The sequence below is a fragment of the Mesorhizobium sp. USDA 3734 genome (assembly GCF_056279665.1).
In genome coordinates, this window is record NZ_JBWCCW010000001.1 from 2,527,121 (window position 1) to 2,548,848 (window position 21,728).

General features: G+C 62.8%; 22 protein-coding genes. 10 read left to right on the forward strand and 12 right to left on the reverse strand.

What is annotated here, in order from left to right; all coding sequences use genetic code 11:
• The gene (locus ACZ89F_RS12035) at nt 1-891 is read left to right on the forward strand and encodes a LysR family transcriptional regulator (protein WP_476092101.1); all 891 of its coding nucleotides are present in this window, start codon (nt 1-3) and stop codon (nt 889-891) included.
• 16 nt (nt 892-907) lie between these two features.
• Here the strand turns inward: ACZ89F_RS12035 and ACZ89F_RS12040 are convergent, their stop codons facing one another.
• Nucleotides 908-2,311: an aminotransferase-like domain-containing protein gene (locus tag ACZ89F_RS12040; protein WP_476092102.1), complete on the reverse strand. Its 1,404-nt coding sequence runs from the start codon at nt 2,309-2,311 to the stop codon at nt 908-910.
• Nucleotides 2,312-2,415: 104 nt separating this feature from the next.
• On the opposite strand from ACZ89F_RS12040, the gene ACZ89F_RS12045 reads away from it, so the two are divergent.
• Nucleotides 2,416-3,279, forward strand: a complete 864-nt coding sequence (locus tag ACZ89F_RS12045; RefSeq protein ID WP_476092103.1) for a DMT family transporter — start codon at nt 2,416-2,418, stop codon at nt 3,277-3,279.
• A gap of 21 nt (nt 3,280-3,300) precedes the next feature.
• On the opposite strand, the gene ACZ89F_RS12050 is transcribed toward ACZ89F_RS12045, so the two are convergent.
• From ACZ89F_RS12050 to ACZ89F_RS12065, 4 genes are all read right to left on the reverse strand, one after another.
• On the reverse strand, nt 3,301-3,882 hold the full coding sequence (locus ACZ89F_RS12050; protein ID WP_476092104.1) for a hypothetical protein: 582 nt from the start codon (nt 3,880-3,882) through the stop codon (nt 3,301-3,303).
• Between the two features lie 127 nt (nt 3,883-4,009).
• Nucleotides 4,010-5,050, reverse strand: a complete 1,041-nt coding sequence (locus ACZ89F_RS12055) for a zinc-dependent alcohol dehydrogenase family protein (protein ID WP_476092105.1) — start codon at nt 5,048-5,050, stop codon at nt 4,010-4,012.
• Between the two features lie 119 nt (nt 5,051-5,169).
• The gene (maiA, locus tag ACZ89F_RS12060) at nt 5,170-5,820 is read right to left on the reverse strand and encodes a maleylacetoacetate isomerase (protein ID WP_476092106.1); all 651 of its coding nucleotides are present in this window, start codon (nt 5,818-5,820) and stop codon (nt 5,170-5,172) included.
• Nucleotides 5,821-5,824: 4 nt separating this feature from the next.
• Entirely contained in the window at nt 5,825-6,520 is a 696-nt protein-coding gene (locus ACZ89F_RS12065; protein ID WP_476092107.1) for a fumarylacetoacetate hydrolase family protein, read from the reverse strand.
• A gap of 175 nt (nt 6,521-6,695) precedes the next feature.
• Here ACZ89F_RS12065 and ACZ89F_RS12070 point away from each other — a divergent pair, with 175 nt between their 5' ends.
• Nucleotides 6,696-7,379 carry a response regulator gene (locus ACZ89F_RS12070; RefSeq protein ID WP_476092108.1) on the forward strand — a complete coding sequence of 228 codons (684 nt, stop codon included), beginning with the start codon at nt 6,696-6,698 and terminating at the stop codon, nt 7,377-7,379.
• A gap of 33 nt (nt 7,380-7,412) precedes the next feature.
• Here the strand turns inward: ACZ89F_RS12070 and ACZ89F_RS12075 are convergent, their stop codons facing one another.
• Nucleotides 7,413-8,753 carry a hybrid sensor histidine kinase/response regulator gene (locus tag ACZ89F_RS12075; RefSeq protein WP_476092109.1) on the reverse strand — a complete coding sequence of 447 codons (1,341 nt, stop codon included), beginning with the start codon at nt 8,751-8,753 and terminating at the stop codon, nt 7,413-7,415.
• Between the two features lie 14 nt (nt 8,754-8,767).
• A complete protein-coding gene (locus tag ACZ89F_RS12080; protein WP_476092110.1) occupies nt 8,768-9,952 on the reverse strand; it encodes an FIST N-terminal domain-containing protein in 1,185 nt (394 codons plus the stop codon).
• Nucleotides 9,953-10,216: 264 nt separating this feature from the next.
• On the opposite strand from ACZ89F_RS12080, the gene ACZ89F_RS12085 reads away from it, so the two are divergent.
• From ACZ89F_RS12085 to ACZ89F_RS12100, 4 genes are all read left to right on the forward strand, one after another.
• Nucleotides 10,217-10,720: a (2Fe-2S)-binding protein gene (locus ACZ89F_RS12085; protein WP_476092111.1), complete on the forward strand. Its 504-nt coding sequence runs from the start codon at nt 10,217-10,219 to the stop codon at nt 10,718-10,720.
• Nucleotides 10,721-10,833: 113 nt separating this feature from the next.
• Entirely contained in the window at nt 10,834-13,185 is a 2,352-nt protein-coding gene (locus ACZ89F_RS12090; RefSeq protein WP_476092112.1) for a xanthine dehydrogenase family protein molybdopterin-binding subunit, read from the forward strand.
• 11 nt (nt 13,186-13,196) lie between these two features.
• Complete coding sequence (locus ACZ89F_RS12095) at nt 13,197-13,994, forward strand: FAD binding domain-containing protein (protein ID WP_476092113.1); 798 nt, start codon at nt 13,197-13,199, stop codon at nt 13,992-13,994.
• A 304-nt stretch (nt 13,995-14,298) separates the two neighbouring features.
• On the forward strand, nt 14,299-15,321 hold the full coding sequence (locus ACZ89F_RS12100; RefSeq protein ID WP_476092114.1) for an acyltransferase family protein: 1,023 nt from the start codon (nt 14,299-14,301) through the stop codon (nt 15,319-15,321).
• Nucleotides 15,322-15,336: 15 nt separating this feature from the next.
• On the opposite strand, the gene ACZ89F_RS12105 is transcribed toward ACZ89F_RS12100, so the two are convergent.
• From ACZ89F_RS12105 to ACZ89F_RS12115, 3 genes are all read right to left on the reverse strand, one after another.
• On the reverse strand, nt 15,337-15,825 hold the full coding sequence (locus ACZ89F_RS12105; protein ID WP_476092115.1) for an SRPBCC family protein: 489 nt from the start codon (nt 15,823-15,825) through the stop codon (nt 15,337-15,339).
• A 68-nt stretch (nt 15,826-15,893) separates the two neighbouring features.
• On the reverse strand, nt 15,894-16,391 hold the full coding sequence (locus tag ACZ89F_RS12110) for a GNAT family N-acetyltransferase (protein ID WP_476092116.1): 498 nt from the start codon (nt 16,389-16,391) through the stop codon (nt 15,894-15,896).
• On the reverse strand, nt 16,388-17,146 hold the full coding sequence (locus ACZ89F_RS12115; protein WP_476092117.1) for a copper homeostasis protein CutC: 759 nt from the start codon (nt 17,144-17,146) through the stop codon (nt 16,388-16,390). The genes ACZ89F_RS12110 and ACZ89F_RS12115 overlap by 4 nt, the downstream gene beginning before the upstream one ends.
• 275 nt (nt 17,147-17,421) lie before the next feature.
• Here ACZ89F_RS12115 and ACZ89F_RS12120 point away from each other — a divergent pair, with 275 nt between their 5' ends.
• Nucleotides 17,422-17,877, forward strand: a complete 456-nt coding sequence (locus tag ACZ89F_RS12120; protein WP_476092118.1) for a carboxymuconolactone decarboxylase family protein — start codon at nt 17,422-17,424, stop codon at nt 17,875-17,877.
• Nucleotides 17,878-17,966: 89 nt separating this feature from the next.
• On the forward strand, nt 17,967-18,248 hold the full coding sequence (locus ACZ89F_RS12125) for a hypothetical protein (protein ID WP_476092119.1): 282 nt from the start codon (nt 17,967-17,969) through the stop codon (nt 18,246-18,248).
• A 126-nt stretch (nt 18,249-18,374) separates the two neighbouring features.
• Here ACZ89F_RS12125 and ACZ89F_RS12130 read toward each other — a convergent pair whose 3' ends face one another.
• Nucleotides 18,375-18,806: a cupin domain-containing protein gene (locus ACZ89F_RS12130; RefSeq protein ID WP_476092120.1), complete on the reverse strand. Its 432-nt coding sequence runs from the start codon at nt 18,804-18,806 to the stop codon at nt 18,375-18,377.
• Nucleotides 18,807-19,304: 498 nt separating this feature from the next.
• Nucleotides 19,305-19,556 (reverse strand): hypothetical protein, encoded by a 252-nt coding sequence (locus ACZ89F_RS12135; protein WP_476092121.1) that lies wholly within the window; start codon nt 19,554-19,556, stop codon nt 19,305-19,307.
• 767 nt (nt 19,557-20,323) lie between these two features.
• Between ACZ89F_RS12135 and ACZ89F_RS12140 the strand changes: the two genes are divergently transcribed.
• Nucleotides 20,324-21,700 (forward strand): HlyD family secretion protein, encoded by a 1,377-nt coding sequence (locus ACZ89F_RS12140; RefSeq protein ID WP_476092122.1) that lies wholly within the window; start codon nt 20,324-20,326, stop codon nt 21,698-21,700.
• Nucleotides 21,701-21,728: the final 28 nt, after the last annotated feature.

The following is a 21,728-nucleotide window of genomic DNA, read 5'->3' on the forward strand; positions in this document are numbered from 1 at the left end:
ATGATATCGCCCGATCTCAACCTGCTCTTTGCCCTCGATGTCCTGCTGACCGAAGGCAGCGTGGCGCGCGCCGCCGGCCGTCTGCGCCTCAGTCCCTCGGCGATGAGCCGGACGCTGGCGCGGCTGCGCGAGGCGACGGGCGATCCGCTGCTGGTTCGTGCCGGTCGCGGCCTGGTGGCGACGCCGCGTGCGGAAGAACTGCGACAGCAGGTTGGTCGTGTCGTTCAGGATGCGGAGGCGTTGCTGCGTCCTGCCACCCTGCTTGATCTCCGGAGCCTGGACAGGGTCTTCACGCTGCGCACCAATGAGAGTTTCGTCGAAGAATTCGCGCCTCGTCTCGTCGCCCGTATCCAGGCCGATGCGCCCGGCGTGCGGCTGCGCTTTGCACCGAAGTCCGACAAGGACGTCATGTCGCTGCGCGACGCGGCGATCGACCTGGACATAGGCGTCGCTGGCGAGACCGGACCGGAGGTGCGCATCCAGGCGCTGCTTCGCGACCGCTTCATCGGCGCCGTGCGAACGGGCCATCCCTTGAGTGAGGGCACGGTGACGCCAGAGCGTTATGCGGCAGGCCGGCACATCAGCGTTTCACGGCGTGGCCGCGAGAAAGGGCCGATCGACGAGGCCTTGAACCTGCTCGGGCTACAGCGGACAGTCGTGTGCATGGTTTCCGGTTTCTCGGCAGCCCTTGCCATGGCCCGCACATCAGACCTGATCGCCAGCGTGCCCGAGCGGCATACCGAGGGTGCACGTCCCGGCATGCATAGTTTTCCCCTACCGGTTGCCACCGCTGGGGTCACCATCTCCATGCTGTGGCACCCGCGCCTCGATGCCGATCCGGCGCAACGCTGGCTGCGCGATTGCGTGCGGGAGGTCTGTACGAACCGCTAACGGACGAGAGTGCGCGTCAACGCGCCATCGCCGCCTCGAGCACCCTGAAAATCCGCTCGTCAGCGCATTGGGCAACGTTGAAGCGCAGGAAGCGGCTGGCTGTTCCGGACAGGCTGAATGCGTTGCCGGGCGCCAGCACGATGCTGTCGGCCAGAGCGCGGCGGGCCACTTCGGCCGCGTCCACGCCATCCGGTAGGCTGCACCACAGGAACAGGCCGGCCGGCTGGTCGATCCAGGGCGTGACGCCGATCGCCTTCAGGCGGGCGCTCGTCTCGCCCATGGCGCGCGCAAGCTTCGCGCGCAGCAGGTCCATGTGCTTGCGGTAGCTGCCATCCTTGAGCAAGGTCAGCACCAGTTCGGCCGCCAGCCGCCCGCCGCCAAAGGTCGTGGCGATCTTGAGGTCGGTCAGCGGCTCGATCCAGTCGCGCGGTGCGGCGATGAAGCCGCAGCGAACCGACGCCGAAAGCGTCTTGGAGAAGCTGCCGATATGGACGACGCGGTTGAGGCCATCGAACGCGGCCAGGCGGGGCGCTGGGGTGTGCTCGAAATCGGCAAAAATATCGTCTTCGACGATGGTCAGGTCCGACTGGTCGGCGAGCTTGAGCAGCCGGTGTGCGGTGACCGGCGACAGCACCGCGCCGGTCGGGTTGTGGATGGCGGAGTTGGTGATGTAGAGGCGCGGCCGATGCTCGGCCAGCGCCTGCGCGAACAGGTCGATATCCGGCCCCGACGGCGTGTAGGGGACGCTGACGACCTTGGCCCGGTGGGCGCGCAGCAGAGCATGGAAATTGAAATAGCAGGGATCGTCGACGAGTACGGTATCGCCGGGTTCGATCAGGAAGCGGCAAAGCAGGTCGATGGCCTGCGTGCCCGATTCCGTCAGCATGATTTGTTCGGGGGAAGCTTCGATCCCGTACCCGGCCATGCGCCGCGCCAGCAATTGCCGCAGCGGCGGCAGCCCGAGCGGCGTGCCGTAGTCGGCCAGCGCGATATCGTCGGCACGCGCCACCGTGCGCAGTGCCCGGCGCAATCCGGCCTGTGGCATCCAGGAGGCCGGCAACCAGCCGCAGCCGGGTTTCAGCATGTCGTCGCCGGCCTCCAGGGACTGGCGTGAGATCCAGAGCGGATCGACGGCGCGGTCGAGGCGGGGGCCGATTTCGGCCAGCGATAGCGGCGCCAGCGAGCCGGCGGCATAGAAGCCCGAGCCCGGCCGCGAGCGGATCGCGCCTTCGGCGGCGAGCCGCTCATAGGCTTCGACCACGGTGGATTTGGACACCTGCATGGATTTGGCGAAGGCGCGGATCGAGGGCAGTCGTGCTCCCGGCGTCAGGCTGCGCGCCGCGATCCGCTGGCGGATCGTCGCCATGACGCCTTCGACCAGCGTTCCGCTGCCCTCGCTTCCTGTGGTATGTCTGTCCATCCGTACTGCTCGATTGCCCATGACAGTTTTGTATAAGTGTACCCCATTGTCTCTGGCAATGCCACGAGCTCCGCACGATACAGAGCCGACAAACGGAGCATAAGATGGACAAGACCGCGGGCGGCTGGATGAACGGATTCATCGGTGTGTTGATCTTCAGCGGCTCGCTGCCGGCGACGCGCGTGGCGGTGAAGGATTTCGATCCGACATTCCTGACGTCGGCCCGAGCGGCGATTGCCGGTTTGCTTGGCCTGGCGCTGCTCATCCTGTTCCGGCAAAAACGCCCGGAGCGCGGCGATCTGCTGTCGCTGGTGATCGTGGCGCTGGGCGTGGTGGTCGGCTTTCCCTTGCTGACCGCTCTGGCGCTGAAGCACGTCACCACGGCTCATTCCATCATCTTCGTCGGCCTGCTGCCGCTGGCGACCGCGATCTTCGGCGTGCTGCGCGGCGGCGACCGTCCGCGCCCGGCGTTCTGGCTGTTTTCATGCATCGGCAGCGCGCTGGTCGCGGGTTTTGCCCTGACGCAGGGCGTGACGGCCTCGCCGATCGGCGATGGCCTGATGCTTGCCGCCATCATTGCCTGCGGTCTGGGCTATGCCGAGGGCGCCGTGCTTTCACGCAAGCTCGGCGGCTGGCAGGTGATCTGCTGGGCGCTGGTGCTGTCGCTGCCAATCATGCTGGTGCTGACTTCTGCGACACTGCCGCCATCCTTCGCCGGTGTCGGCTCGAATGCCTGGATCGGGCTGGCCTATGTCTCGCTGTTCAGCATGCTTATCGGCTTCGTCTTCTGGTACCGTGGCCTGGCGCAAGGCGGCATCGCCGCGGTGGGCCAGTTGCAATTGCTGCAGCCCTTCTTCGGCCTGGCACTGGCGGCAACGCTGCTGCACGAGCAGGTTAGCCCGTTGATGGTGGTGGTTACGCTCGGGGTCGTCGCGTGTGTGTTCGGGGCGAAGAGGTTTGCGCGGTAAGGGTACTGCTGTCGCGGATGCTCACTGAGGCGACTTGCCTATGTACGCTAAACCAGGACATTCGGAGGAATCGACGGCTTTCTCGCGATCCTCGTAACGCTTGACGAATTTGCGTCTTGTCCACTCAAAATCTTGACGAACGCACACGGCATTTTCTGAAGGTTCTACCCAAGCAACCCTCATCAACCGGCTTCCCACGTAGTATTCCAAATCCAGCTGGTAGCCCCCCGGAATCCAAAAGAGCTGACCGGTGCGCAAATCAATCATGCGTGCGGCAGTGCAAGAGGTACCGCAATTGACCAGAACAACTGAGAAGTGACCGGCGAAATCGGCGCCATGTTTCATTGCTTCGCGAATATCCGGTTTAACTGCCTGCGCCCAGGAATCATTAGGGTGAACTTGGATGTTCTTCGCAGCCTTCCTTTGGAAAATTTTCGCCGGAAAATCTTCGAACCGCAGAGTGGATTCCTTTGCTGTCGCTGACTCTTTGGAAGTCGAGGCACCCTGACTTGGCGCTTGGGCTCCATCGGCAACTTCACTGTCTTGCGCCCAGGCACTGTCCGTAGGCCACAGCAACAAAAGACAGAGCAGAAAAAGTCTCATTTCCGGCCTCAGCCAAGAGAACAGATCATAGCAATCTATGCGTGTGATTTCAAATTAATCTACTTAAGATTGTATTTGTTTTGACGCCGGTTGTAAAGCGATCACAAAATTTTTCATCGGATAGCTCTCAGAACTTCGTCACCACGCCAATGCCGATGCCCTCGAAACCGCCCATCGCCATCAGGGCCGCGGGCGCCTCGTCGAGGCTGATCTTCTTGCCGACCAGCAGTTCGGGTTTGAGCTTGCCGTTGCGGATCATGTCCATCATCGCCTGGTAGCGATAGGCCTGCATGCCGTGGCTGCCGAGGATTTCGAGCTCGAAGGCGATCACCTTGTCCATCGGCACCTGCGGCCGGGCATGCTCGCCCAGCATCAGGCCGACCTGCACATGGCGGCCGCGCCGGCGCAGATTGGAGATCGAGTTGAACGAGGTGGTGGGGTGGCCGAGCGCGTCCATCGACATATGCGCGCCGCCATTGGTGATCTGCTTGACCGCCTTGACCACATTCGGCGTCTTCGACGCATTGATGGTGGCGACAGCGCCGATCTTCCTGGCGAAATCCAGCTTCTCGTCGGTGAGGTCGATGGCGATGACATTGGCGCCCATGGCGCTGGCGATCATGATCGCCGACAGGCCGACGCCGCCGCAGCCATGCACCGCCACCCATTCGCCCGGCGTCACCCGGCCCTGGTCGACAATGGCGCGAAACGAGGTGACGAAGCGGCAGCCAAGGCTGGCGGCGGTGGCGAATTCCATCTCTTCGGGCAAGCGCACGAGATTGGTGTCGGCGTGTTCGATGGCGACATATTCGGCAAACGAGCCCCAGCCGGTGAAGCCAGGCTGCGTCTGGTGCTCGCAGACCTGGTGGTTGCCAGAATTGCACTCGAAGCAGCGGCCGCAGCCGACGGCGAACGGCACGGTGACGCGCTCGCCGGCTTTCCAGCGGGTGACCTGCTTGCCGGCGGCGACCACGATGCCGGCCAGTTCGTGGCCCGGCACGTGCGGCAGCGTAATGCTGTCGTCATGACCCATCCAGCCATGCCAGTCGCTGCGGCAAAGCCCGGTCGCCTCGACCTTGATGACGACGCCATCGGCGGCCGGCTTCGGATCGGGAACGGTCTGGATCGTCGGCGCTTCGCCGAATTTCTCGAAGACGACGGCTCTCATCGGTCACTCCACCCTGCTGTGCTGCGGGAAACGATAGCCGATTCCCTGTCCGGTCAAGCGGAAATCGATTCCGCCAGACACGCTGTTCCGGCGCTGACCTGCGCGTCGGCGGATGAAGCCTATTCCGCATCGATCTGGTTCTGGGGTGCGGCTTTCTGGAAGGCCGGCAGCGCCATGCAGGCGGCATTGATGCGCGCGATCGTCGGGTAATTCGTCATATCGACGCCGAAGCGGGCGTTGTTGGTGACCTGCGCGGCCAAGCAGATGTCAGCCAGGCCCGGCGCCTCGCCATGGCAGAATGTGCCCGTCTCGGCCGACGAAGCCAGGATCTTCTCAAGCGGCTGAAAACTTTCGTTCACCCAGTGGCGGAACCAGTTGACGACGTCCTCGTCCCCGGCGCCGAACAGGGTGCGCAGCGAGGTCAGCACGCGCAGATTGTTCACAGGATGGATGTCGCAGGCGATCATCTGCGCCAGCATTCTCACGCGTGCCCGCCCGGCGGCATCCTTCGGCAGCAGCGGTGGTTCGGGGCTGGTCTCGTCGAGGAATTCGATGATCGCCAGCGACTGCGTCAGCAGCGTGCCGTCGCCGAGGATCAGCGCCGGCACCAGGCCTTGCGGATTGACCGCGAGATAGGCTGGTTCCAGATGCTCGCCATGGCGCAAGTGATGCGGGACGTAGTCGAAGCTTAGCCCCTTCATCTCCAGCGCGATCCGCACCCGATAGGAGGTGGAGGAGCGATAGTAGTTGTGCAGGACGAGTTCGCTCATGCGCTCACTTCGGTTGGCCGATGGTCACTTCGATCGTGCCGATGCCGTCGACGCCGCCCGTCATCGTGTCGCCAGGGCTGACCGCGCCGACGCCGGCCGGCGTGCCGGTGAAGATCAGGTCGCCGGGCTTGAGCTCCATCGCCTCGCTGCAGATCGACACGATATCTGATATCGGCCAGATCAGCTCGGCGAGGTCGGCGTCCTGCCTGACCTGGCCGTTGACGGCGAGCCAGATGCGGCCCTTCCGCGGGTGGCCGGATTTCGCCGCGGGGACCAGCGGGCCGCAAGGCGCGGAGCGGTCGAACGCCTTCGACCAGTCCCACGGACGGGCGGCCTTCTTGGCCTCGTCCTGCAGGTCGCGGCGGGTGAGGTCGATGCCGACGCCATAGCCCCAGACATAGTCGAGCGCCTTGTCACGGGGAATGCGGAAACCGGCTTTGCCGATCGCGGCGACCAGTTCGATCTCGTGGTGAAGATTGGCCGTCAGCGGCGGGTAGGGGATATCAGTGCCGGAATCGACCACCGCGTCTGCCGGCTTGGTGAAGAAGAAGGGCGGATCGCGCTCGTCATTGCCGAATTCGCGGGCATGCGCCGCGTAGTTGCGGCCGACGCAGAAGATGCGGCGCACCGCAAAACGCTTAGGCGAGCCCGCAACGGCCACCGATGCGATCGCGGGCGAGGGAAGGACGAAGTCTGTCATCAAGGGTCTCTGCCTGGTTGCCGGGAACATTCGACCGATTTGGGCGTTCGGGCAAGGCGGTTGGTCGAGAAAGTGCCGGCGGCACTTTCCGCCGGAGATGGCGATATACTATTTGGCAATAATCTGGCCATGGTGGCGGGGTTATTCTAATTGCCCACGAACCGAAACGAACCCCATGACCGCAACCCACGATCGCGCCCGGTTCCTGATCATCGACGACCACCCGCTGTTTCGCGAGGCGCTGCACAGCGCTGTGCAGATGGCCTATCCGGAAGTCGACACGGTGGAGGCGCGCTCGATCACCGAGGCGCTCGATCTGCTGGCCGGCGGCAAGCCGTTCGATCTCGCGCTGCTCGACCTCTCGATGCCCGACGTGCACGGCTTCGAAGGCCTGCTGCAGCTCCGGACCCGGTATCCGCGCCTGCCGGTGGTGATCGTTTCGGGCTATGAGGAGCCGAAGATCATTTCCGAGGCGCTGTCCTATGGCGCAGCCGGCTTCATTCCGAAATCGGCGCGCAAGAGCGACCTCGCCGCCGCCATCCGTTCGGTGATGGAAGGCGCGATCTATGTGCCCGAAACCTACGAAGGCCGCACGCCCGACGCCGAAAGCGTCGACCGCGCCGACATGGTGCAGCGCCTGTCGACCCTGACGCCGCAACAGCTGCGCGTGCTGCAGATGCTGCGCCAGGGCCTGCTCAACAAGCAGATCGCCTACGAACTGCAGGTGGGAGAGACCACCGTGAAAGCGCATGTCTCGGAAATCCTGCGCAAGCTTAATGTGTATAGCCGCACGCAAGCGGTGATCGAGGTGTCGAAGCTGGACAATGCGGAGCTCTTTCGGGATCAGGCTGGGTTTTGAGGCTGACATTCCCGGTTGTGGGAGGGTGTCAAGCTAAGCCAGCAGATGCGCCAGCAGCGCCCTTAGCTGCGCCGGCTTCAGCGGCTTGCGCATCAGTTCGATGCCGCCGGCGCGGGCTGCCTTGGCCACCGCCTCGGAACTGTCGGCGGTGACGATCAGCGCCGGCACGGCGCGGCCGAGATAGTCGCGAACCTCGGCGATAGTTGCGGTGCCGAGATCTCCGCCGTCGAGATGCTGGTCGGCAATGACGATGTCGGGCACCCAGTCGGTGTCGCCAAGCATGTCGAGGGCATCGTCGGTCGAGGTCGCGGCCCGCACCAGGCATTGCCAGCGTTCGAGCAGGAAGGTCATGGCCTGCAGCACCTCGACATCGTTCTCGACCAGCAGCACCTTGGTGCCGAACAGGCCATAGCCGCGCGGCCGTTCCATGTCGGCCAGGCTGGCGATGGCGTCGGCCGGGGCGCCGATGCCGACGGGGACATCGATGTGGAAGATCGTGCCTCGCCCGACCTTCGATGAAAATGTCACGGGATGGCCGAGCGCGCTGGCCATGCGACGCACGATGGCGAGCCCGAGACCGAGACCACCGCCGTCCAGTTCGGCATTGGCCGAGGAGGTGCCGCGGTGGAATTCCTCGAACACCGCCTCGCGCTGGTCGTCGGGAATGCCGCAGCCGGTGTCGGCGACGTCGATGCGGATGGTGTCGCCGCGATGCCTGGTGCCGACCAGCACGCCGCCCGAGCGTGTATAGCCCAGCGCGTTGGAGAGAATGTTCTGCAGGATGCGGCGCAGCAGCGTGCGGTCGGAGCGGACCACGGCATTGACCGGCCGGAATTTCAGCGACAGCCCCTTCAGTTCCGCCACCGGCAGGAAATCCGAGCGCAGCGACGAGAACAGCGCCTCCAGGCTGACGTCGCCTATGTCGGGCTGCACCACGCCGGCGTCGAGCTTGGAGATGTCGAGCAGGGTACGCAGCAGGTCCTCCATCGTCTCCAGCGAGCGTTCGACCTGCCGCACCAGCTTCTTGCCCTCGTCGCTGGTCTGCACTTCCGCGAGCGCCGAAACCGAGAGGTGGGCCGCATTCAGCGGCTGCAGCACGTCGTGGCTGGCGGCGGCGAGGAAGCGGGTCTTCGACAGGTTCGCCAGTTCGGCGTTTTCCTTGGCGGCGCTGAGGTCGATGTTGGATTGCTCCAGCCGGCGCAGCGTCGAATGCAGCTCCTCGGTGCGTGTGCGCACCCGATTTTCCAGCGAAATCGCGGTCTGGAACAGCGAGAAGGCGTTGCCTTGCTGGTCCATCGAGCGCTCGACGCGGCTGACCAGCGCCGCGTTGATCTTCTTCAGCTTTTCAAGATCGTTTATGTCCCTCAGCGGCATCTTGTTGCGCCGTCCTATTCGGCCGCCTGGCGCTCGCCAAAGGCGATGCCGGTAAAGGTCTGGTTCAGATGCATCGACCGGTACTGTTCGCCATAGGTGCCGAAGCCGATGACATTGTTGACCCGGTAGAGCTCCGAGATGTCACGAAACACCTGCCGGTTGCGCGCATCCAGCCGGCGCAGCACGCAGTCGAAGCCGAGGATCATGTCGATGCCGCCAAGCCTCTCCTCGACATCGCGCAGTGCCGCGCGCGTCGCTTCGACCATGTCTTTGGGCTGGGCGATCGACAGCACGACGCCGTCGTCTATGGCGCAGAAGAACGACAGCGAACCATCGGGATGCATCTTCTGGATCGACCGGCAGTAATATTCGCCGCCCACCTTCACCACCACCGGATGCGAGGCAAAGCTCAGCGGCGTCAACGTCTGCGCGACGATGCCGACGGAGGCGGCATATTCCTCCGCCGCATTGGTGGCGTTGAACTCGCGCACGATGCGGTGATCGGGATCGGACGCCGTCACCACCAGCTTTTCATCAGTGGGAACGAAATTGTCGGTCTTGAAGACATGGAAGGGAATTTCCGTGGCGATCAGCACGATGATGGCGCTGTCGGAGGTGACCTTGCCGTTCGAGATCAGCCGCGTCGTCTCGAACTTCAAATCGTCGCCGGCCGAGCCGCCGAGCAGCGGTATGTCGTCGAGGCCCCAATGGATGGCCGAACTCACCGCTTCCTCGGCATAGGAGAGCCCGTCGATGAAGCAGAGCGCGAAGGTGCCTTGGGTGCGGTCGCAACCCAGGCGCGCGCGCAACGACCGCCGCAAGGCCTCGACCTCGCTGGTGATCCTGTCCATGCCCGACGACGACAGATTGTCGACCATCACGCTGACGGCGGTGAACGCTGCGGACGGCAGCAGCATGGCGAGCACGTGGCCATCCTCGAGACCTTGCGGCGTGATCTCGCCGGCGGTCGAGCAGCCGGCGTGGTGGAGCGCCGGCGCGTGGGTCATGAGCGCCTGGGAAAGGGCGCTGGCCTCGACCAGGCTCTGGGAAAAGAACAGCAGCGCAAAGCCGGCGTCGATGGCGGCTGCTTCCAGCGCGATCGCCCTGGCGAACGCCTCCATGTCGGGCTCATCCGTGGTGAGCGCCGACAGGCCGCATGCATAGCGCGTCCGTGAACTGGCCAGCGATGTTCTCCGCATTTCCTCCGACGCGTTTTTGTGCGCGGCTGTTTTTACATGCTTCTGGCGCGCGGGCGTCGGCCAACATTGTTGCCCTCAATCGGTGGTTTGGCAATGGGGCGACCGGGACTGCGCGTTTGGGCTCGGCCATGACCGAAAGTACAATGTGCCGCGTTTGCGACGTGCTGTTTTTTGTCCGTTGTGCAGTGTACGAATAACGCATGACCGAAGCGCCAACACCGCCTCGGCAGCGTGATGACCAAGGTTGATACCCAGGGAGGATTCATGTCGGACGTTTCGTTGATGGTGAACGGAAAACGGGTCAGCGGTGCTGCCGAGGACCGAACACTTCTGGTTCACTTCCTGCGGGAAAATCTCGGCCTTACGGGAACGCATGTCGGCTGCGACACCTCGCAATGCGGCGCCTGCGTTGTCCATGTCGACGGCAAGGCGGTCAAATCCTGCTCGATGCTGGCGGTGCAGGCCTCTGGGTCGACCGTGGTGACGATCGAGGGCTTGGCCAATGGCGCCGACCTGCATCCGGTGCAGGCCGCCTTCAAGGAACATCACGGGCTGCAATGCGGCTTCTGCACGCCGGGCATGATCATGACGGCGACCGACATGATCAGCCGCCACCCCGAAGGCCTCGACGAGGCGACGGTGCGCGCCGAGCTCGAAGGCAACATCTGCCGCTGCACCGGCTACCACAACATCGTCAAGGCGATCCTCGCCGCATCGAAGACGATGTCGAAGGTGGCTACCAAGGCTAAGGCGAAACAGGCTGCGTGAACGAGGCAGTAGGGCAGTAAGGCAGTAGGGCAGTAGGGAATCGGAGCCAATTTTTCCCTACTGCCGTACTGCCCTACTCACCTACTCCCCTACAATCTCGGGAGGAATTTCTTATGGGCATTGAAGGTGTTGGCGCTCGGGTCGCGCGCAAGGAAGACAAACGATTCATCACCGGCGCCGGCCGTTATGTCGACGACATGGTGGTTCCCGGCATGAAGCATGCCGCCTTCGTGCGCAGCCCGCACGCGCATGCGCAGATCAAGAAGATCGACGTCAAGAAGGCTCAAGCCATGCCTGGCGTCATCGGCGTGCTGACCGGCAAGGAACTCAAGGCCGACGGCATCGGCAACCTCATATGCGGCTGGATGATCCATTCAAAGGATGGCTCGCCGATGAAGATGGGGGCGTGGTCGCCACTCGCTTTCGATCGGGTCCGTTATGTCGGCGATGCTGTCGTGATCGTCGTGGCCGAAACCAAGGGGCAGGCGCGTGATGCCGCCGAGGCGGTCGAGATCACCTACAAGGAACTGAAGGCTGTCGTCGATGCCTCAAAGGCGATGGACAAAGGCGCGCCGCAGATCCACCCCGAGGCCGACAACAATCTGATCTTCGACTGGGACATCGGCAATGCCGACGACACGGAAGCGGCCTTCAAGACGGCGGCCCATGTCGTCAAGATGGACATCATCAACAACCGGCTGGTGCCCAACGCCATGGAGCCGCGCGCGGCCCTTGGCCATTACGACAAGGCCGAGGACCACTACACCTGCTGGACGACCTCGCAGAACCCGCATGTGGCGCGGCTGGTGATGAGCGCCTTCTACAACGTCGCGCCGGAAAACAAGCTGCGCGTGATTGCGCCCGATGTCGGAGGCGGCTTCGGCTCGAAGATCTACATCTATCCCGAAGAAATCGTCTGCCTGTGGGCGTCGAAGAAGACCGGCGTGCCGGTCAAGTGGGTGGCCGACCGCACCGAAAGTTTCCTCACCGACGCGCATGGCCGAGACCATCACACCCATGCCGAAATGGCGTTCGACAAGGATCACAGGATTGTTGGCCTGAAGGTCGAAACCCAGGCCAATCTCGGCGCCTACATGTCGCTGTTCTCGTCGGCGACGCCAACCTACCTCTATGCGACGCTGCTGTCGGGCCAGTACAACATCCCCGCCATCCACGCCAATGTGAAGGCGATCTACACCAACACAGCGCCCGTCGATGCCTATCGCGGCGCAGGGCGGCCGGAAGCGACCTTCGTCATGGAACGCATGATGGAGACCGCCGCGCGCCAGTTCGGCGTTTCACCCGCCGAGTTGCGCCGCAAGAACTTCGTCACCTCGTTCCCGCATCAGACGCCGGTCATCATGTGCTATGACGCCGGCGACTACGCGGCTTCGCTCGACGCGGCGATGAAGGCGTCGGACTATGCCGGCTTTGCCAAGCGCAAGGCCGCCGCCGCCAAGAAGGGGCTGCTGCGCGGCATCGGCATGAGCTGCTACATCGAGGCCTGCGGCATCGCACCGTCGGCGGCGGTCGGTTCGCTGGGCGCCGGTGTCGGCTTGTGGGAAAGTGCCGAGGTTCGCGTCAATGCCGTCGGCACGATCGAGGTGCTGACCGGCTCGCACAGCCACGGCCAAGGTCATGAGACGACATTCGCGCAACTGGTCAATGAGCGCTTCGGCGTATCGCTTGATTCCGTCTCGATCGTGCATGGCGACACCGACAAGGTGCAGATGGGCATGGGCACCTATGGCTCGCGCTCAGGCGCGGTCGGCATGTCCGCCATCGTCAAGGCGCTCGACAAGGTCGAGGCCAAGGCCAAGAAGATCGCCGCCCATCTGCTCGAGGCCGACGAGGGTGACATCATCATCGAGAACGGCGCGCTGAAGGTCGCCGGCACCGACAAAAACGTGCCTTGGTTCCAGATGGCGCTCGCCGCCTATACCGCCCACAATCTGCCGGGCGGCATGGAGCCGGGATTGAAGGAGACGGCATTCTACGATCCGTCGAATTTCACCTTCCCGGCGGGCTGCTACATCTGCGAGGTCGAGGTTGATCCGGAAACCGGCATGACCGAGATCATCCAGTTCGTCGCCGCCGACGATTTCGGCAACATCATCAACCCGATGATCGTCGAGGGCCAGGTGCATGGCGGGCTGGCGCAGGGTATCGGCCAGGCGCTGCTCGAAGGCGCCCACTATGACAATAGCGGCCAGCTGCTGACCGCGAGCTACATGGACTACACCATGCCGCGCGCCAGTGACCTGCCGTCATTCAAGGTCTCGACCTCGAACACGCCGTGCCCGGGCAATCCGCTCGGCATCAAGGGCTGCGGCGAGGCCGGCGCCATCGGCTCGCCGCCGGCGGTGATCAACGCCATCACCGACGCCATCGGCAGCAACGATCTTGCCATGCCGGCTTCGCCGTCCACCGTGTGGGCAGCGATCCGCGCGACGACGAAACACTGAGGAGGACGAGCATGTATTCGGTCAATTATCACCGCGCCGCCTCGGTCGCCGATGCCGCCAAGCTGATCAAGACGGGTGACGCCAAGCTGCTTTCGGGCGGCATGACGCTGATCCCGGCGATGAAGACGCGGCTCGCCGCACCTTCCGACCTTGTCGACCTGTCGCGGATCAAGGAGCTGCAGGGCGTCAAGGTGTCGGGCAAGACCGTCACCATCGGCGCTGCCACCACGCATCACGCCGTTGCCAATGACGAGAAGCTGAAGAAGGCCTGTCCAGCACTTGCCCATCTGGCATCGCTGATCGGCGATCCGGCGGTGCGCCACAAGGGGACGATCGGCGGCTCGATCGCCAACAACGATCCGGCGGCCGACTATCCGGCGGCGCTGCTGGCGTTGGGCGCCACCATCGTCACCAACAAGCGCCAGATCGCGGCAGACAAGTTCTTCAAGGGCCTGTTCGAGACGTCGTTGAAGGACGGTGAGATCGTCACTGCCGTCACCTTCACGGCGCCGGCCAAGGCGGCCTATGAAAAATTCCGCAACCCGGCATCGCGCTACGCCATCGTTGGCGTGTTCGTGGCCAAGGGCAAGGATGGTGTCAGCGTCGCCGTTACCGGCGCCGGCGACGACGGCGTCTTCCGTTCGAAGGAGGTCGAGGCCGCATTGGCCAAGAATTTCGCGGCTTCGGCACTCGACGGCGTGAAAGTGCCGGCGAAGAATCTGATGACCGACATCCACGCTTCCGCCGACTATCGCGCCAATCTGATCGCGGTGATGGCCAAGCGCGCGGTGGCTGCCGCCAACGCCTGACTCGCCAGAGCAAATTTCGAAACAGTTTTCCGATACGATGAGTTGCAGACAAGGAAAGGGGCCCTCGGGGCCCTTTTTTGTGTGTGGCGACCTGTATCTGTCCAGTTGATGATGGAACCGCCACCGTGCAGCAATTCTCTGCTTGAAGCAATTCCGGCCGATACTTCGCCCGGCACTGATCCGGCAGCAATCTCGCACTTGCACAAATTTATCTTGCACTGCAATATGGCTTGGGGCGGGAATGCGAGCCGGGTTCGGAGTGTACCGCCGTGCCCTTTCGCATGCCTAATGCGAAAGGATCGGCATGACCGACATCTCCGCGACGCATGCCGTTCCATCTCGGTCCGCCGTCGACAGACCCGCCAGAACGAGACTGGCCTATCTCGACGGCTGGCGCGGCCTGTCGATCGCCCTGGTGCTGATCGGCCATTTCTTTCCTGTCCCCGGAATCAATCTCGGGGTTCTGGGCGTCGAATTCTTCTTCGTGCTCAGCGGCCGGCTGATGGGCGAGATCCTGTTCATCGAACGCTACCCGCTGAAGAAATTCTTCAAGCGCCGCTTTTCCCGCATCTATCCGGCTCTTCTGGTCTTCGTGGTCGTCGCGATGGTTGCGCTTTCCAGCACATTCATCGCCTTCAAATGGAAGGCGGCGCTGACAGCGCTGACATTCACCTACAATTATGCCGGCATTCTCGTGACGCGGGCAGGGGCGCTCGACCATATCTGGTCGCTCTGCATCGAGGAGCACGCCTACGTCATCCTGGCGCTGATCAGCGTCGTCGTCTCAAGTCGCTCTCGCGTCGTCGTGCTGCTCCTGGCGCTGGCCTTGCTTGCCATGGCCAATGGCGCGGTTTCGTACTGGGTCTTCGGGATGGACTACGAAACCACCTATTGGCGCACCGACGTGCATATAGGGTCGATCCTGCTGTCGGCTTCGATCTGCCTGCTCAAGGCCGATGGCAGGCTGCCGGCGGTCTTGAGAGGCAAGCATGTGGCCCTGGCGGCATCGATCTGCGCCGTTCTGCTGTTCCTCGATCCGGTGCCGACACCGATCCACTATCTGTTCGCAGTGCCGCTGCTGGCTCTGGCCGTCAATGTGCTCGATTTCAGCCCGCGCTATTTTTCCGGACTGCTGTCCTCCTGGCCGATGGCAACGCTGGGACTGTGGTCGTACTCGCTCTATCTGTGGCAGCAGCCGTTCTACAAATTCGTCTATGAGCAAGGCAGCGCGCCGATCCCGATGCTGGCCGGCGTCTTCGTCTGCGCGCTCTGCAGCTACTACTTGATCGAACGACCGGCACGCGAATGGCTCAACCGCAACTGGTGAATGACGCCGGCATCGTCAAGCCGAGGAACTGCTTTTCCGCGCCCTAAGATACCGCCGCAGGCCGGTCTCGCCGCGCGGCGTCGTCCAGCGGTGATTCCACGCGAAGGCTGGCCGCAGCAGTGGTGCGAGCAATTTGAGGATCGGCCTCAATACCGTGACCTGCCAGGTCAATTGCACATGGGTGCCGGTGCCGAACGGCGACAATTCCGCCCTCCACAGCCCGTCGAAATCGCCGCGAGTTTTCACCACCACCAGGTGGCCGGGTACGAGTTCCGCGGCCTCGATGATGAAATTCAGCTCATAGGGCAGGGCGCCGCGAGCCCTGGCTCTTGCACGCGAACCGATGGTCGCCTTGCCCTTGTTGTCGAGCGGCACCACTTCCTTGTAGACGTCGCCCCACCAGAGCGGCAGCAACTCGGCATCCGAGAGAACCTCCCACACTTCCTGCGGCGTGCCCTCGGGGATGTTCCAGCTTTCATCGAAGCGGAAGACGTTGCTTGGCATTGCGTTTCCTCCGGTTGGCGGAAACACCTACATTAGCTTTGGCTGCTTTGTGAGGCCAGCGCAGCGGATCAGGCGGTGATCTGCCTGACGTAATAGCGCACCGCTTTCTTGCCGCCATGGATCACCGCGTCACCGGCCTCGGTGAAGCCGAGGGCTGCGTGAAAGGCATCCGAGGCAGGGTTGGGCGGGTCGGTGTTGACCTCGCAGGTGATCAGCGTGTGGCCGGCGCTTTCAACGTGGGCGAACAGGTCCTGATAGAGACGGCGGGCATGGCCCCGGCCACGCGCTTGCGCCGCCACCACCACACGGTCGACATAGACGAAGCGCTCGTAGCGCTCGCGGAACCACAAGAAATTCGGGCTGTCGTAGCGGGCGTCCTGGTCGAAGGTCATGATGAAGGCTTCGAGGTCCCCAATGCGGCGCGTGTAAAACGCTTCGCCGAGCAGGAAGGACAGCCGTTCGGGCTCCAGCCACGACAGTTCGGCGGCGTGCGCATTGTTGAGCGCCAGGATCGCCGCTTCGTCTGCAGCCGATACAGGGGCTATCGGAGCAGGGGCTGCGCTCATGCCTTGGCTGCCGCGATGGTGGCTGCCACGAGGTCGGTGTCGGTCAGCGTATTGCGATATTCGCGGTCGAGGTCGGAACCGCCCATGCCGACATGGGGATTTCGGTAATCCATGGCGCTCGGCACATCCTTGAGGGCGGCGAAATGCATTTCGGCCAAGCCGGTTTTGCTGCGCACTTCGGCGATGTTGCCAAGATCGAGCCCGCCGCAGCCGAGGATGACGATGCGGTCGCCGGCCTGCCGCACCAGATCCGCCAGGAGTGAAGCGCCTTCGACTGCCGTGTCACGCTGACCGCTGGTCAGCACGCGGCCAACTTTGCATCGGATCAACGCTTCGAGCGCCTCGGCCGGGTCGCGCGTCATGTCGAAGGCGCGGTGGCAGGTCACGTTCAAGGCGCCGGCGGCCTGCGTCAGTTCGCTCATGCGCGCTTCGTCGATGGTGCCGTCGGCGTTCAGGCAGCCAAACACCACGCCGCGCACGCCGAGATCGCGCAGCGAGATGACATCGCCCAGCATCGAGGCGTATTCGGTGTCACTGTAGAGAAAATCGCCGCCGCGCGGCCGCACCATGACGTGAAACGGCACGCTTGCCTGGTCGAGGGCGGCGCGCACCGTGCCAAGGCTCGGCGTGATGCCGCCTTCAATGAGGCTGGCGCACAATTCGACCCGGTCGGCGCCGGCAGCCTGTGCTGCCAGCAGGCCGTCAATGCCTTCGACACAGATTTCGATCAGCGGCAGGCGAGTTTCTCTGGTCAAGGGGCGATCCAATCCATGATGTCGCCGACAGCCCTAGCATCGGGCCGGTTGGCGCGAAAGCATGAACAGCGCACGGCCATTTGGGCCAGGCGGCATTCCCCGCTTGACAGTCTTATAACCATCGAGTTATGGGTTATCGCATAGCCAATTGGTTATGGATTTGCTGTTGGCAGCACGGCGTCGCAGCCGAGAATGTTTTCAAACTCGCAAACCCGGATGCATGGCATCCGGGCCGGCAAAACACGCCCTGACGAAACACTTCAAGGAGAAAGACCATGCAAGCAAGAATCAAAAACCCGGTGGTGCTCATTCCCGGATCCGTGCAGGCGCTGCTGGCACTGGACAAGTCGACCGAGGCGGCCGAATTGCCCTATGTCACGCGCAAGCTTATCCATCTGCGCGCCAGCCAGATCAACAGCTGCAGCGTCTGCGTCGACATGCATGCGCGCGAACTGAAGAAGGCCGGCGAAAAGGACGAGCGCATCTTTGCCCTCGTGGCATGGCGGGAGACGCCTTACTTCACCGACGCCGAACGCGCGGCGCTGGCGCTGGCTGAAGCTGGCACACGGCTCGCCGACCGGCCGGACGCGGTGCCGGACGATGTCTGGGACGAGGCCGCCCGGCACTATGATGAAAAGGCGCTTGCCGCGCTGGTCATCCAGATCGCCCTGATCAACGCCTTCAACCGGATCAACGCCACGACACGACAGACGGTGGGCGCCTGGGGCTGAGTTGGAAGAGGGGTGGTTGTGCGCGACGGTGCGGTGACACGCGGCGCGATACCAGGCAGCGAAATGATGGCGCTAACGGCTGTCTTAGTTTGTTCATCGCGCTGACCTACAAAGTGGCATCAACGATGGAGTGTGCCATGCCAATCGACACGTCAGATCTCGACCAGCTCCAGGGCGCCTACAAGGCTGCGGTGGAGGAATGGATAGCGGCGATCAAGCAGGAAGAGGAACTCGCGTCTGTCAATCATTCAATAGCCGAGATCGACAAATGGGAAGCGGCGCACTTCAAGGAAGATGAGGTGCGCGGCAAGGTTCTGGAATTGAAGAAAGAGTACGAAGATGCGTTGCGCAAGGAGCAATTCGGCTTCTGAAATTGTCGACTGAGCAAGGCACACCAAGGATATTTGCATCACCATGTTCAGACGGGTGGTCAGAAGCCTTATCGACATTCCTGGGTACATTCGTCGACATGTCGAACGTATCCTGGGCGGCCAAAGCTACTGGCGCAGTTCCGTGTTCTTGGCGCCTTCCTTGACTTGATCGATCACCAGAAGCTTGACCTCGATATCACCGACATTGGTGGCCTGATGCCACTGGCCGATCATTTCGATGATGAAATCGCCAGTCTTGTAAGTGTTGCTGCTGCCGGTCTCGACATTGGTGACCTTCAGCGTGCCGGCCTGGACATAGGCGTAGCGCGGGAAGGGGTGTCTGTGGACTGGCAAGGTCGCGCCCGGCGCGATGTCGTAGGTCGACACCAGCACCTGCGCGTTCTTCTGCGGCAGCGTGATCGGCTGGCCGGACGCCGTCGTCGTGCGTGACGCCAGTGGCGTCACCACGACAGGCGTTCCGCTGCTGTCCAGCGCCCAAGCCGGGTGTGCGGAAAGGGCGACCGCGAGCAGCAGCCCCGACATCGGAATTTTTCGCATGATTCTCTCCAACCGTGGTGTCAGCATCGCGCGGTAGTCATCTGCTAGCAAGTCGTGACCCCGGGCGAAGAGCTGTCGGGTAGTTTGTCCCAAGTCATCGAACGCTGCCGCCGTTCTAAGGACTACGCGACGGCTCTGAGCCTCGGTTCTGCCAGCGTACCCAGGCCTGCGCATGCCGAGCAGGCGATCGTCTTTCCGGGGCAACCGGTCCGATGAGTCCCCTGCGGGCAGCAATGCCCGTTTGACGCGCACCATTTGGAGCAGTCGAAAACCCTGCCGCTGCCATGACAGCCCAGGCATTCCCTATTCACTGAAGTCATTGCCAATTCTTGCTCAACCCAAACACATTGTCCCCACGTCGCAAGTAACAGGAATCATTGCGCTTTCAAGCACGGCACCCTGACTTAAATTGGGTGGATCGACGACGAGGGAAGATGGCCGGCATCGACAAGCAAGGGCTGGCTGGGCGCAAGATCAATCCACGCCCGCAACGGCGGACTATTGTTGCCCGGCCGCCACTAGGGTCGTCCTGATGAGCTTCCTCGCCTCAATCCGCTTGAGGCAGTGATCGGGAATATTTGGCCACGTCGCCTTGGCGCATTCTTTCTCTGTGACCGCGATGGATGCCCCTGGCTGCACGTTCGCGGCCTGGGTAGTGGTGGATGACGCGAAGAGAACCGTCTGGGTCAGCAGAGCCGAGAAAGCAGCGACCTGGAACAGCACAGCGGCAAAGGCGATCTTTTTGAGCATGCCAGAGAACGCTCTTCAAAGCCCCGGGTTCCTCCGGCTTTCAGTTTTCCGGCTCCTTAGCGGGAACAGAAGGCCGGCGTTCCGGTTAACTGGATTATGCCAAACAAGATCAAAGAACCGCCATCGAGGCCCATGCCGAAGAAGGTACCTCTCGATCGTCGCGACAAAGAGGCACCATCGGAACTTGAACACGTCGATCCGCCACCGCGAGACGTGCGAGAGGCGCCGGTACCCAATCCAAATGGCGACAAGAAATCCTAACGAGGTCGCCGAAGGCGAAGCAAGGCCATATGCCTGCTCCGCCAAAACGCGGCCGCCCGCCGCCGCGAAAGGCGGCGGGGCCAGCCTTTCCAGAATCGACCTACCGACTCCCGATTCCGTAGACATGCTGTAGATCAGCCTTTTTGGGGTGATCGACTGAAGGTCTCAAGGCTTTGAAAGATTTGGCTCCCCGGGGCTGAACGAAACTGCGAACTATGTGTTGCCGATCCCTCTCTCAAAATTACGCCGAGAGCCCCCGGCGAGGATGTGGAGAGCCGGCGCGTGGGCACGATGATGGCTGCGGCTCGTGCCATGGCTCCGAATCGCACCTGTCGCGGCAATCGACAGGCTGGTTTGATGCTGTGTAATAAAACGATTCAATTTTTCGGTAAAAATTCATTATTCGTAAGTTAAATTATGGTATTTCTCAAATAGTCCTTGAGCAATTGGCTCGGCAAATACCTTTCCGATCAACCAAAATAGGGGTCACTTCGGTGGCGAGGCCAATGAACGATCTTGCGCGCGCCGATAACTCGGTATCCGACCAGCTCACTGGCCCCGACCCGAAGCTCGTTCAGCTGGAAAACAAAACCTCGGCGACTCCCTCGGGCGCGGTCGAGCTGCAGTCTCTACTGGGCAAGCACTTCCGCGACAACAGCGACGACGACGCTGTGCTTGCGATACCCGCGGCAGCGCGGCCGGCGGCATGGAGCTGGACGTCTCGCCTTGTCAAAAGCGCCGCCGGGCTGGCGTTGGTGGTTGCAGCTGGATGGATGCCGGCGCAGCGACTCTTCCAGATTTCAAGCGTGGAGGCTGTCGTAAACGCCCGGCTCATCACCGTGCGAGCGCCAATCGACGGAATTGTCCGACTCGATACCCGATATGCGGGCCTTGGTGAGACGATAGATTTCGGCGCCCCGCTGGTAACGGTTACCAACCCCCGTGCGGACCGTAGCCGCCTGGAGACCGCAGGCGACGAACTCAGCAACGCCGAACAGGAACGTCAAGCTCTCTCCTTGAAGCTGCTGAACCTCAAAGGCATTCGCGAGAACCTGCGCGTGCAACTTGCAGCGTTTCATTCGAACCGTCTTCTTCAGCTTGATGCCGAGAACGCCGAGGCCGATGCGGGCATTCAGGCATCAGTCGCCGAGCAGGCCAGGGCGGACGCGATCCGCTCCAGGCAGGCGACACTTGCGCAATCGGGGTCTGTCTCACAATCACGAATGGACGACGCCGAGCGTGACTCAATGGTTGCTGTAGCCGCGGTTGCGGCGGCGCGCGCTCGTCGCGTGGTCCTGGTGGTCGAACGCGATGCCCTCAATGCCGGAACCTACCTTGGCGACGCCTACAACGACCAGCCACGCTCGGCGCAACGCCTCGATGAGGTGGAACAGGCCATCGCGGGCCTCGACGCCGATATGACTCGGCTCGCGACGCGCATGAACCGTGCCGAAGATGCAGTTCGCGACGAGGAGCAAAGGCTCGCTATGAATGTCCAAGCGCTGCTGACAGCTCCGGCCGATGGTACGGTCTGGGAGGTTCTCACCGCTCCGGGGGAGCAGGTAACGGCAGGTCAACCACTGTTCAGCCTTCTAAATTGCTCGGATGCGATTGTCACGGCCATCGTCAGCGAAGCCGTGTACAACACCCTGAGCGTCGGCATGCCAGCCACATTCACCTACCGGGGAAGCGGTGTGGCACTGGCGGGCAAGGTCGTTCAGCTCAGCGGCGTTGCATCTGCTTCGTCGCACTTCGCGATCACGCCATCCGCCTTGACCAAGGAGTCCTACAGGGTCGCAGTATCCGTCGGCAAACTGGCCCTCGACGGGTCATGTCCGGTCGGGCGCACGGGCCGTGTCGTGTTCGAGCCGCCGGCGAGTTGATGGTAAGATCGGGGCAGGCCGCCGCATC